The sequence below is a fragment of the Leisingera sp. genome (genome assembly GCF_982940295.1).
In genome coordinates this window covers 212,627-223,906 of sequence record NZ_CEYXRG010000006.1, presented here as the reverse complement: position 1 = coordinate 223,906, position 11,280 = coordinate 212,627, and the positions used below count along the sequence as shown (strand labels likewise).

At 65.2% G+C, this 11,280-nt stretch carries 11 protein-coding genes; 8 read left to right on the top strand and 3 right to left on the bottom strand.

Going from position 1 to position 11,280, the window contains the following annotated elements; genetic code table 11:
- Positions 1 to 181: 181 nt before the first annotated feature.
- From AC4HIX_RS08355 to AC4HIX_RS08345, 3 genes are all read left to right on the top strand, one after another.
- Entirely contained in the window at positions 182 to 505 is a 324-nt protein-coding gene (locus AC4HIX_RS08355; RefSeq protein WP_475050891.1) for a 2Fe-2S iron-sulfur cluster-binding protein, read from the top strand.
- Positions 505 to 1,347: an FG-GAP repeat domain-containing protein gene (locus AC4HIX_RS08350; RefSeq protein ID WP_490398633.1), complete on the top strand. Its 843-nt coding sequence runs from the start codon at positions 505 to 507 to the stop codon at positions 1,345 to 1,347. The genes AC4HIX_RS08355 and AC4HIX_RS08350 overlap by 1 nt, the downstream gene beginning before the upstream one ends.
- A 207-nt stretch (positions 1,348 to 1,554) precedes the next feature.
- Complete coding sequence (locus tag AC4HIX_RS08345) at positions 1,555 to 3,279, top strand: DUF1217 domain-containing protein (RefSeq protein WP_490398632.1); 1,725 nt, start codon at positions 1,555 to 1,557, stop codon at positions 3,277 to 3,279.
- A 101-nt stretch (positions 3,280 to 3,380) separates the two neighbouring features.
- Here AC4HIX_RS08345 and purD read toward each other — a convergent pair whose 3' ends face one another.
- Positions 3,381 to 4,646: a phosphoribosylamine--glycine ligase gene (gene purD / locus AC4HIX_RS08340; RefSeq protein ID WP_490398631.1), complete on the bottom strand. Its 1,266-nt coding sequence runs from the start codon at positions 4,644 to 4,646 to the stop codon at positions 3,381 to 3,383.
- Positions 4,647 to 4,780: 134 nt separating this feature from the next.
- Here purD and xseA point away from each other — a divergent pair, with 134 nt between their 5' ends.
- A complete protein-coding gene (gene xseA, locus AC4HIX_RS08335) occupies positions 4,781 to 6,295 on the top strand; it encodes an exodeoxyribonuclease VII large subunit (protein ID WP_490398630.1) in 1,515 nt (504 codons plus the stop codon).
- Positions 6,296 to 6,336: 41 nt separating this feature from the next.
- Here the strand turns inward: xseA and AC4HIX_RS08330 are convergent, their stop codons facing one another.
- Positions 6,337 to 6,732 carry a hypothetical protein gene (locus AC4HIX_RS08330; RefSeq protein WP_475050896.1) on the bottom strand — a complete coding sequence of 132 codons (396 nt, stop codon included), beginning with the start codon at positions 6,730 to 6,732 and terminating at the stop codon, positions 6,337 to 6,339.
- A 145-nt stretch (positions 6,733 to 6,877) separates the two neighbouring features.
- Here AC4HIX_RS08330 and AC4HIX_RS08325 point away from each other — a divergent pair, with 145 nt between their 5' ends.
- The 4 genes from AC4HIX_RS08325 (at position 6,878) to AC4HIX_RS08310 (ending at position 10,432) form a co-directional block, all read left to right on the top strand.
- Complete coding sequence (locus AC4HIX_RS08325; RefSeq protein WP_490398629.1) at positions 6,878 to 7,519, top strand: lysoplasmalogenase; 642 nt, start codon at positions 6,878 to 6,880, stop codon at positions 7,517 to 7,519.
- Between the two features lie 77 nt (positions 7,520 to 7,596).
- Positions 7,597 to 8,769 (top strand): signal recognition particle-docking protein FtsY, encoded by a 1,173-nt coding sequence (ftsY, locus tag AC4HIX_RS08320; RefSeq protein WP_490398628.1) that lies wholly within the window; start codon positions 7,597 to 7,599, stop codon positions 8,767 to 8,769.
- A 119-nt stretch (positions 8,770 to 8,888) separates the two neighbouring features.
- Positions 8,889 to 9,791, top strand: coding sequence for a DMT family transporter (locus AC4HIX_RS08315; protein WP_475050900.1), 903 nt, complete (start codon positions 8,889 to 8,891; stop codon positions 9,789 to 9,791).
- Positions 9,792 to 9,820: 29 nt separating this feature from the next.
- Positions 9,821 to 10,432, top strand: coding sequence for an inner membrane-spanning protein YciB (locus AC4HIX_RS08310; RefSeq protein ID WP_475050901.1), 612 nt, complete (start codon positions 9,821 to 9,823; stop codon positions 10,430 to 10,432).
- Positions 10,433 to 10,537: 105 nt separating this feature from the next.
- Here the strand turns inward: AC4HIX_RS08310 and AC4HIX_RS08305 are convergent, their stop codons facing one another.
- The gene (locus tag AC4HIX_RS08305; RefSeq protein WP_490398627.1) at positions 10,538 to 11,227 is read right to left on the bottom strand and encodes a glutathione S-transferase N-terminal domain-containing protein; all 690 of its coding nucleotides are present in this window, start codon (positions 11,225 to 11,227) and stop codon (positions 10,538 to 10,540) included.
- Positions 11,228 to 11,280 lie beyond the last annotated feature (53 nt).

Sequence of the window (11,280 nt, the reverse complement as noted above, 5' to 3'; positions counted from 1 at the left end):
AGAAGGGGCTGGCATGAGGCAAACAGGCTCCGCGGTTGAGAAATTTCCGGAGTGAACAAATATAGAACATCCGCCCCGGAAGTCCAGCAGCGGCAGGGCAGGGTCGCAATTGGGGCTGGCACCGGCGCAGGGGCTTGGCTACACAGTCGTCCAAGTACCGGAAAAGGGAAGAGAGCTGACAATGGCAAAGATCACTTACATCGAGCACAACGGCACCGAGCACGTCGTGGATGTCGCCAGCGGGCTGACCGTGATGGAAGGCGCGCGCGACAACAATATTCCGGGCATCGAGGCCGACTGCGGCGGCGCCTGCGCTTGCTCGACCTGCCATGTGTATATCGCGCCGGACTGGGTCGAGAAGCTGCCCGCAAAGGACGACATGGAAGAGGACATGCTGGATTTTGCCTATGAGCCCGATCCGGCCCGCTCGCGCCTGACCTGCCAGATCAAGGTGACCGACGCGCTGGACGGTCTGGTGGTGCATATGCCCGAAAAGCAGATCTGATGATCGCCGGGCCGGCAGCGCGGCGTCTGCGGATGCGCGCCCGGCCCGGTTCCGCCCGCCGCGCATGGGCAGCGCTGTGCCTGGGGCTGGCCCTGGCGGGTTCTGCGGCGCAGGCGGGTGAACGCTGCGGGACCGATCCGTCTGCGCGGCCGGGCATTGCGGAGGGATCCCTGGTCCGGCTGGGCGAAGCCGCCGCCGCCTATGAGGATCTGACAGCCCGTTACGGGCATGGGGTTCTGGGCGATGCGCTGGAGCCGGAGACGCTGCGGGTCTGGTCTCCTGAACTGCCGGACCGCTGCGGAACCGCCGTGACCCTGGACCCGCTGCATGTGTTCGAGGACCTGGCGCCGCGGCTGGCGGATCTCGACGGCGACAACCGCCCTGAAGCCATTACCGTGCGCAGCCACCGCAGCAAGGGGGCTCAGATTGCCGTTTACGGCCTGCGGGCGGGCCGCCTGACGCTGATTGCCCAGACACCCTACATCGGCCGGAGCAATCGCTGGCTCGCCCCGATCGGCGCGGCGGATCTGGACGGCGACGGGCACGTGGAAATCGCCTATATCGACCGGCCGCATCTGGCCAAGACCCTGCGGATCTGGCGGTTCAAGGACGGCAAGCTGAGCGAGGCGGCCAGCGCACCCGGCCTGACCAACCACCGGATCGGCCAGGATTTCCTCACCTCAGGCATCCGCGATTGCGGTCAGGGCCCGGAACTGGTGACAGTCAGCGGCGGCTGGCGCCGGATCATGGCGTCCCGGCTGAAGGACGGCGAAATCTCCACCCGGGACATTGGCCGGTTCCGTCCTGAAACCGGTTTGCAAGACGCGCTGGCCTGCCGCTGAGAGCCGCCCGCGCCGCGCTTGCGCGGCGCCCGGCCCAACTGCGGGGCCCATCCCCGCGGGGATGGGCTGGAGCAGGCGGGAGCGGCTGCGGGCGGTCTGCCAGCCTTGGCGTCCGTTTCCGGTTTATTCACCACCTTCGGTTAATCTTGTGCCGGATGAGCAGATCCGGGCGCGCGGGCCCGGTGCGGATTTACGGGAGACAGCAGCGTGAGCTTTACGCCTTATGTGTTCGGCACGGGCATTGCCGGTTGGACGTTCCTGCAGCGGACCCAGGCGCAGCAGCAGGAGGTTTTCGAGAAATCGCCTGTTCTTGACCGGACGGTGCAGGACTTTACGCAGAGGATCACCAGCATTCAGTCGGCGGACCAGCTGCTGGATGACTATAACCTGCTGAGCGTGACCTTGGGGGCCTTTGGCCTGGATGAGGACATCAACAACCGGGCCTTCCTCAAAGAGGTGCTGGAGTCCGATATGAGCGATCCGCTGGCGATCGTGAACCGGCTCAACGACAGCCGTTACCAGGCTTTGGCGGAAACTTTCGGCTTTGGCAGCTCTGACGGCCCGAAGCTTCCCAGCGCCAGGGCGGAGAATGAATTTGCCGGTATCAGCACTGCCGATGATCTGCTGTCAAACGGCACCATGCTGCGCAAGGCGCTGGGCAACGTTGGGCTGGAAGGCTTGGAAAACAATCAGTTCTTTCTGCAGAAAGTGCTGGAGTCCGACCTGGCGGACCCGGAGTCCTTTGCCAACAAGCTGTCTGATCCGCGCTATGCCGAGTTTTCAAGGCAGTTCAACTTTGGTCAGGCGCCGGAATATGAAAACAGCATCGAGGCGCTGGTCAGTGAATTCAACGAGCACGCCGGTGGCCTCGCCAGCGCCGACGATCTGCTGGCGGATGAAGACCTGCTGCAGGCCGTCATCGAAACGTTCGATCTGGAAAGGACCAACCCGGATTTTCTGCGGCGGGTCCTGGAATCGGATACCACGGATCCCGATTCCTTTGTGAACCAGCTGGAGGACACGCGGTACCTTGCGGTGTCCGAGGCCTTTGGCTTTGGCTGGCCGGACATCAACGCGATGAGCGATCCGGAGGAGCTGCTGTCGAACGCAGCGCTGCTGGAGCATGCGCTGGACACATTCAACGTCAGTAACCGGGGCGAGAGTTTTTTGCGCCAGGTGCTGGAGTCCGACCTGTCCGATCCGAATTCCTTCGTCAATCAGCCGGAGAACCTGGCCTATTACGATTTTGCCGATGCCTTCCAGAACGAGTGGCCGGAACATGTCAGCAAGATGCAGGTGTTTTCGGATGAGATCACGGACAAGCTGGGCACCTTCACCGACCCGCGTGAGCTGGTCTTTGACCTGAGCCTGTTTGAGGCAACGCTGGACCTGTTCGGCCAAAGCAAACGGAGCACGGATTTCGATACGGTGATCCGCGCCTTCGAGTCCGATCTGTCGTCCAGCATCTCCTATGCGAACCTGCACTATGATACCGGGTTGAAGGCGATGACGAATGCCTTTTCCTTCAATAAGGGCGAGACAAGCCGGGAGTATCCGGACGGGTTTGCAGAGGAACTTGCAGAGCTCTACACCACCCGCCAGTTCGAGATTGAAATCGGCAACTCGGATCCGAATATGCGGCTTGCGCTGGCGCTGGAGCGCGAATTGCAGGACGTCGCGGATGCGGGCGGCAGCGAGAACGCCCATTGGTACAACATCATCGGGTCGCCGCCGTTGCGGACTGTATTTGAAACGGCGCTGGGCCTGCCGTCCGGCATCGGGCAGCTGGATATCGAGCGGCAGCTGGTTGAAATGAAGGACCGTGCCTACTCAGCGTTCGGGACAACCCATCCGGCGGACTTTCTGGAACCCGACATGCTGGACCAGTTCCGCAGGCGTTTCCTGCTGATGAGCGACCTCAATGGCTTCTAGAGGCGCGGCCGCCGGGCGCGGCAGCGCCCGGCCGCGCCCAACTGCGAAGGGCAGTCTTTGATTGCCCGCGAGCAGGCGGGAGCCCCTGCCTGCAAGCGGTCCTATTTCAGCGCGCGCCAGCCGATGTCGCGGCGGAAGAAGCCCTGGGGCCAGTCAACTCCGTCCACCATCGCATAGGCCCGGTCGCGCGCCTCCTGCAGCGAGTCGCCGCGGGCGGTCACGTTCAGCACCCGGCCGCCGACGGCCAGCACCTTGCCGTCCTGCTCCTGGGTGCCCGCGTGGAACACCATGTTGCTGCTGTTCTCGGGCAGCGCGTCCAGCCCCTTGATTTCAGAGAACTTCTCGTAGGACCCCGGGTAGCCTTCGGCCGCCATCACCACGGTGATCGCATGGTCATCACCCCAGTTCACCTGCGCCTCGCCCAAGCGCCCCTCAGCCGCGGCGTGCATCAGGTCCAGAGCCTGGGCGCCGAGGCGCATCATCAGCACCTGGCATTCCGGGTCGCCGAAGCGGACGTTGTATTCCACCAGCCGCGGCTGGCCGTCCTTGATCATCAGGCCAGCATAGAGCACCCCCTGATAGGGCATGCCGCGCTCCGCCATCACCCGCATGGTGGGCTTCACGATCTCTTCCATCGCGCGGGCCTCGACCTCTGCCGACAAAACCGGCGCGGGGGAGTAGGCACCCATGCCGCCGGTGTTGAGGCCGGTGTCGCCTTCGCCGACGCGCTTGTGGTCCTGGGCGGAGCCGATCGCCAGAACGTCCTCGCCGTCGACCAGCACAAACAGGGAGGCTTCCTCGCCTTCCATGAATTCCTCGATCACCACCTCGGCGCCGGCCCCGCCGAAGGCGCCGCCGAACATGCCGTCGATGGCGGCGAGGGCTTCCTCTTCGGTCATGGCGATGATCACGCCCTTGCCCGCCGCCAGACCGTCAGCCTTGACCACGGTCGGCGCGCCGTGCTGGCGCACATGCGCCTTGGCGGCGTCCGCATCGGTGAAATGGCCGTAGGCCGCGGTGGGGGCGTTTGCCGCGTCGCAGATTTCCTTGGTGAAGCTCTTGGAGGCTTCCAGCCGGGCCGCCGCCTCGGAGGGGCCGAACACCAGGATGCCCGCCTCGCGCAGCCGGTCGCCGACCCCTGCGGCCAGCGGCGCCTCGGGGCCGATGATCACAAAGTCGATGGCGTTTTCCTCGGCAAAGGCGGCCACGGCGCCGCCATTTTCGATATCCAGGGCGGCACAATCGGCGATCTGCGCGATGCCTGCGTTGCCCGGCGCCACGATCAGCTTGTCGCATTTGGGGTTCTGCATCACCGCCCAGGCCAGGCTGTGTTCGCGCCCGCCGCTGCCGAGGATAAGGATGTTCATCTGCGTGTTCTCCGATCTGCCTGAGCCGAGAGGCATCCCGGCGCTGTCCGGGGCTTGCCTTGCTTGCGGCGCGTTCTATGCTGCGCGCGACTTCAAAACAAGACCGGCCAAAGGCCGCAGGAGAGCAGCCCCCGATGTCTGACCTGTTTGACGACCCAGCCCCATCCGACCGGCCCGGGCAGAACGCCCCGGAATTCACCGTTTCCGAGATCTCCGGCGAGGTGAAGCGCACGCTGGAGGGGACCTTTGGCCGGATCCGGGTGAGGGGCGAAGTGGGGCGGGTGTTCAAGGCGCGCTCGGGCCACTTGTACTATGACATCAAGGACGACCGCTCGGTGCTGGCCTGCACCACCTGGAAGGGGCAGATCAGCGGGTTGTCGGTGGTGCCGGAGGAAGGGCTGGAGGTGGTGGTCACCGGCCGCCTGACCGCGTTCGGTGCGCAGTCGAAATACAACATGAACGTCGACGAGGTGGCGGTTGCCGGCCAAGGCGCGCTGATGGCGCTGCTGGAAAAACGCAAGAAACAGCTCGAGGCGGAGGGGCTGTTTGCGCCGGAACGCAAGAAGCCACTGCCCTACCTGCCGCAGATTATCGGGGTGGTGACTTCGCCCTCCGGGGCGGTGATCCGCGATATCCTGCACCGGCTGCGCGACCGCTTCCCGCGCAAGGTGCTGGTTTGGCCGGTCGCTGTCCAAGGGCAGAACTGCGCGCCCGAAGTGGCCCGCGCGATCGAAGGGTTCAACCGGCTGACGCCGGGCGGTGCGCTGCCACGACCCGATCTGATCATCGTCGCGCGCGGCGGCGGTTCGATCGAGGATTTGTGGGGGTTCAACGAGGAGATCGTGGCGCGGGCTGCCGCCGCCTCGCAGATCCCGCTGATCTCTGCCGTCGGGCATGAGACCGATACCACGCTGATTGATTTCGTCTCCGACCGGCGTGCGCCGACGCCGACTGCGGCGGCAGAGCTTGCAGTGCCGGTGCGGCTGGAGCTGATGGCCTGGTCCGAGAACCAGGGCGCGCGGCTGACCCGTGCCGCGGGGCAGGCGGTGCAGCTCAGGCGTCAGCGGCTGAACGATCTGGCCCGGGCGCTGCCCAAGCCGGACACGCTGCTGGAAACTCCGCGCCAGCGGCTGGACCGGATTTCCGACCGGCTGCCCGGTGCGCTGATTTCAGGCGTGCAGCGCCGCCGGGTGCATCTGAGCGAAACCGCGGCCAGCTTGCGTCCGGCCACACTGAGGCAGCTGGTTGAGGGGCGGCGGAACCGGCTGCAGAACCTGTCGTCGCGGCTGAGCCTGCGGCCGATCCAGCGGGAAATGGCGGCGCAGAAAGACGCGCTGGGACGGCTGGCGCAGCGGCTGGATGCGGCGCAGGCCGCGCGTATCGACCGCCAGCGGCAGGCCCTGACGGCCACCGGGCGCCAGCTGGAGATCCTCAGCTACAAGGCGACTTTGGAACGCGGCTATGCGGTGGTGCGCTCGGGCGAGGAGATCCTGACCACCAAGGCCGCCGCCGCCAAGGCCGGCGCGCTGCAGATCGAGTTTGCCGACGGCACGCTGGATCTGGAGGGCGGTGCGCCTGCGCAGGCTGCAAAGAAAGCGGAGCCGAAACCGCCGGCGGAGGGCGGCGGCAGCCAGGGCTCGCTGTTCTAGCGGCTTACCCGGTCTGAAGACCTGAAACGCTGCATCCGGTTTCAGGTGCCCACCTCAGGGCCGTAACACAGCATCTCCTCCCCGACGTCCTCGGCCTCGTAAAGTTCCGTTGAGGCCGGGTCGTTCTCGAACCGGGCCGTCAGCCCGCCGGGGGTGAGCTCGAAGGTCCAGCATTGCGGATCGTCGCGGTTTTCATAGACGAAACAGATCTGGCCGGCTTCCTCGTACCAGCTGCCTTCCTGGCATTTGCCATCAAGGAAGGACCAGATCACCCTGCGGTTTGGCAGGTAACGCTCGACCCCGTACATGGAGCCGCCAAAGCCGTAAAACAGCGTCCGGCCCTGGGTGTAGCGGTCGAATTCCGCAGCCCCGAGCGGCTCGCCCGCCGCCAGCGGGGCGGGCAGGGCTGCGAGCAGGAGAATCATCAAAGAGCGCATGGGACCACTGTGCCTCAGGACCGGGGCCTGCGCCAAGCGTTGGCTGCGGGCTGACAAGTATCCGGACAGGCTCCCGCGGGGTCACCTTTGACCGCACGCCGGGTCAAAGGACAGAGTGCCCGGAAAAGATGAGGGGAGGCAGAACATGACGGCGGAAATGGCATTGGGTGCTGCGGCGGCGGCCTGCGCGCTAATCTATCTGTTTTTGGCCGCGCAGCCGCCCGGGCTGCTGCGTAGCGTGCTGAAGACCGCTTCGGTTGCTTTGCTGGCACTGGCGGCGCTGCTGGCCGGGGCGCCAGTGCTGCTGGCGGTGGCGCTTGGCTTATGCGCGCTGGGCGATCTGTTCCTGTCGCGTGACGGCGAGGTAGTTTTCATGGCCGGCGTTGGCGCCTTTGCCGCCGGGCATCTGGCCTATGCGGTGCTGTTCCTGACCCGGGCGGACAGCGATCCGGCGCGGCTGGCAGAGATGCCGGGGTCAATGATTGCGACGGGGCTGCTGGTGCTGGGGCTGGTGATGGCACGCGTTCTGGCGCCGCGGGCAGGCGCGCTCAGAGGGGCGGTTCTCGCCTATATCCCGATCATCCTCGGCATGGGGGCGGCGGCGCTGACGCTGCCGTTTGGCAATTGGGTCTTTGCGGCGGCCTGTGCTTTCATGCTGTCGGATATGGTGCTGGCGGCGGAAACCTTTGTCCTGGCGCAGGACCACCCGCTGCGCCGGATCACGCCCTATGCGGTCTGGCCGCTTTACTGGGGGGCGCAAGCGGGCTTTCTGGCGGCATTTTCCTGAGGCGGGCGGCGCCTTGCGCTTTGCACTCCGGTGAATTCCGCATTAGGTGAGGGGCAGACCCTTTTGCGGAGACCAAGATGGCGTTTTTCTCAAAGCTCAAGGAGCGGCTGTTCAAATCCTCCTCCAAGCTCGAGCAAGGGCTCGATGCGATTGTCGAGGAGGGCGCGGAGAGCGGCGCGGCTGAGGCTGTGGAGGCTCTGGCTGACTCCCCTGCGGTGACGCCGGAGCAGCCTGCGCCTGCGCCGGTTCCGCAGCCGGAACCTGTGGCGGAGCCGGAGCCTGCGGCCGAACCCGAGCCCGAGCCTGATCCGCAGCCGGTGGCGGCGCCGGAGCCTGCCCCCGCACCGGTGCCGGAGAAGAAATCGCCTGGCCTGCTGGGCCGCCTGATGGGGCGCAGCGCCGCGGCGGAACCGCGCCGGGCGCTGGATGACGATATGCTGGAGCAGCTGGAGGAGCTGCTGATCGCCGCCGACATGGGGGTGGACACCGCGCTGCGCGTAACCGCCAACCTGGCCGAGGGGCGTATGGGCAAGAAGGTCTCCAGCCGCGAGATCAAGGAACTGCTGGCGCAGGAGGTCGCGCGCATCATGGAGCCGGTGGCGAAACCGCTGCCGATCTATGCCAAGCGCCCGCAGGTGGTGCTGGTTGTTGGCGTGAACGGCTCCGGCAAGACCACCACCATCGGCAAGCTGGCCAGCCAGTTCAAGGGCGCCGGCAAGAAAGTGGTGATTGCCGCAGGCGACACCTTCCGCGCCGCCGCCGTCGAACAGCTGAAGGTCTGGGGCGACCGTGCGGGCGTGCCGGTGCTGACCGCACCGGAAGGCTCCGACCCGGCCTCCTTGGCGTTTGACGCGATGACCAAGGCCCAGGAAGACGGTGCTGACCTCCTGATGATCGACACCGCTGGCCGCTTGCAGAACCGCGCCGACCTGATGGAGGAGCTGGCCAAGATCGTCCGGGTGATCCGCAAGAAGGATGAGACCGCGCCGCACAACACGCTCCTGGTGCTGGACGCCACCACCGGCCAGAACGCGCTAAGCCAGGTGGGGACGTTCCAGCAGCTGGCCGATGTCTCCGGCCTGGTGATGACCAAGCTGGACGGCACCGCCAAGGGCGGTGTGCTGGTCGCGCTCGCGGACAAGTTCGGCCTGCCGATCCACGCCATCGGCGTGGGTGAGCAGATCGACGATCTGGCACCGTTTGATCCGGAGGAGTTCGCGGCAGCCCTCACAGGCTTGGAAAAGACCTGATCCTTCATTCATCTGGCTGAAAATATCCCGGGGGGCGTCCATTGTGGCGCCATTGATTCAAGCCCAATGGGCGTGGGGCAGAGCCCCCGGCGCTCTCCTCCCGCGCAAAGGCATTTGATTTGAGCGATTGGCTGATCTCCCTGGAAGGCACCGAGGCCGGGCATCAAGCCGCGCTGTTTCTGGCCATCTGGGCTGCCTTTCTGCACGCGGTTTTCGGGGCGCTGCAGAAGGGGCGGCATGATCCCTGGCTGTCGCGCGGGGCGATCGACTTTTGCTACTGCGTGATGGCGGCGCCGTTTGCGCTGTTCGTGGTGCCCTGGCCGGAGCCGCATATGTGGCTGATCTTTGCCGTCGCCTGGGGGATCCACGTCTTCTACAAGCTGTTTCAGGCGCTGGCCTATACCAAGGGCAGCTATACGGTGGTCTACCCGGTGGTGCGCGGGACCGGGCCGCTGTTCACGGTGATCGGCTCCTTCTTCCTGTTCGGCGAGGTGTTCACCCCGGTGCAATGGCTGGGGGTGGCGGTGCTTCTGGCCGGGATCTTTGGTCTGGCGGCCTATAACTTTGTCTTTCTGGAAGCGAACCGCGACACCTTTGGGGTTGCACTGCTGTTTGCCTTTATCACCGGCTTGTTTGTGGCCGCCTACACCACATATGACGCCTACGGCATCCGGGCGACGGCGGATCCATTCACCTTCCTGGCGTGGTTCTTCATGATCGACGGGCTGGTGTTTCCGGTGATTGCCTTCACCCGCTGGCGGAACATGCCGGAACCGCCCGCACCCGGACCGCTGATGGTCAAGGGGTTCTTTGGCGGGCTGGTCGCCTTTGCGTCATTTGGCGCGATCATGCTGGCGACGCGGCTGGACAAGGTGGGGGAGGCGGCGGTGCTGCGCGAAACCTCCACCGTGTTTGCCGCCCTGATTGGCTGGCTGGTGCTGAAGGAAACCGTGGGCCCGCGCCGGATCGCGCTGATGGCTTTGATCGCCCTGGGCGCCGTGATAGTGGAAATGGGCGGCTGAGACCGCCGCGAGAGCATTGAGGAGGCCCCATGGCCGCGAAGAAGATCAACCCGACCCTTAAGATGGTGCTGGAACTGGGCCCGATTGTCCTGTTCTTCATCGGCTATCTGAAGCTGAAGGATGAGGTGTTTCTGATCGGCGGCAGCGAGTACAAGGGCTTCATCGTCATTACCGCCGCGTTTATCCCGCTGATGGTGGCGTCCACATTGGCCTTGTGGAAGCTGACCGGGCATTTGTCGCGGATGCAGTTTGCCACGCTGATCCTGGTGGTGCTGTTCGGCGGCATGTCGGTGTGGTTCAACGACGACCGTTTCATCAAGATGAAGCCGACGATGCTGTATGTGCTGTTCGGCGGATTGCTGGGCATCGGCCTGATGCGGGGCCAAAGCTGGCTGAAGGTGGTGATGGAGGAGCTGATGCCGCTGAAGCAGGAGGGCTGGATGATCCTCACCCGGCGGCTGTGTGCATTCTTCTTCGGGCTGGCGGTGGCGAATGAGCTGATCTGGCGCACCCAGAGCACCGAGGCCTGGGTCTATTTCAAGACCTTCGGGCTGCCGGTGGCGATGTTTGCCTTCTTCATGTTCCAGGGGCAGCTGTTCCAGAAATACGGAGACGAGGAAGAAGCCGGCCCGGCGGAATAACCAGCGGCGGCAGGGGCGGGCTCCCGCGCCTTGGCGCATCATCAAAGATGAAGCGCAAAGTCTTGGGCCGGGCAGCGCACCTGCGGTGCGCTGCGGTTGCGCGCGTTACTGGCCTTGCCCGAAAATCACTTCCTGTGCCCTTGTGTCGGACCGGTCCCCGCGCAGATCCGCGTGCAGCGCGCGGCCCGCGATGACGCCGGGGCGGGACCACATGAGATCCAGCCAGCGGGCCAGATGCGGTTTGTCGTCCAGTGTCTGCTGCTGGCCCTCCCACAGCGAGGCCCAGGGCCAGATCGCCATATCGGCAATCGTATAGTCTGCGCCTGCCACATACTCATTTTCCGCCAGCTGCCGGTTTAGCACGCCGTACAGACGTGCGACCTCATTGCGGTAGCGGTCCTTGGCATAGGGCAGATCCTGGGCTGCGTACTTCAGGAAGTGATGCGCCTGGCCCGCCATTGGGCCGAGGCCGCCCATTTGCCACATCAGCCATTGATCCACGATGAGCCGCGCGCGTTCGTCCGCGCCGTAAAACTGCCCGGTCTTGCGGGCGAGGTACTGGAGGATGGCACCGCTTTCGAACAGGGAGACCGGCGCGCCGCCGGGGCCGTCCGAATCCACAATGGCGGGCATCCGGTTGTTGGGGGAGATCTTCAGGAATTCCGGCGCGAACTGGTCGCCCTTGCCGATGTCGATAAGGGTGACCTCGTAAGGAAGCCCCATCTCCGCCAGCGCGATGGAGATTTTCCAGCCGTTCGGGGTAGGCCAGTAGAAAAGCCGGATCGGGTCCTGCATCGCGTGCCTCCGTCTGTTTGCCCGGCCACAGGAGCATGAGGGGTGCGGGCAGG

Bases quoted from the DNA above. Each gene is read 5' to 3' on its own strand.
- AC4HIX_RS08325 (WP_490398629.1), top strand. From the start codon at position 6,878: ATGACGGCGGAAATGGCATTGGGTGCTGCGGCGGCGGCCTGCGCGCTA.
- AC4HIX_RS08330 (WP_475050896.1), bottom strand. From the start codon at position 6,732: ATGCGCTCTTTGATGATTCTCCTGCTCGCAGCCCTGCCCGCCCCGCTG.
- AC4HIX_RS08350 (WP_490398633.1), top strand. From the start codon at position 505: ATGATCGCCGGGCCGGCAGCGCGGCGTCTGCGGATGCGCGCCCGGCCC.
- xseA (WP_490398630.1), top strand. From the start codon at position 4,781: ATGTCTGACCTGTTTGACGACCCAGCCCCATCCGACCGGCCCGGGCAG.
- purD (WP_490398631.1), bottom strand. From the start codon at position 4,646: ATGAACATCCTTATCCTCGGCAGCGGCGGGCGCGAACACAGCCTGGCC.
- AC4HIX_RS08355 (WP_475050891.1), top strand. From the start codon at position 182: ATGGCAAAGATCACTTACATCGAGCACAACGGCACCGAGCACGTCGTG.
- ftsY (WP_490398628.1), top strand. From the start codon at position 7,597: ATGGCGTTTTTCTCAAAGCTCAAGGAGCGGCTGTTCAAATCCTCCTCC.
- AC4HIX_RS08305 (WP_490398627.1), bottom strand. From the start codon at position 11,227: ATGCAGGACCCGATCCGGCTTTTCTACTGGCCTACCCCGAACGGCTGG.
- AC4HIX_RS08310 (WP_475050901.1), top strand. From the start codon at position 9,821: ATGGCCGCGAAGAAGATCAACCCGACCCTTAAGATGGTGCTGGAACTG.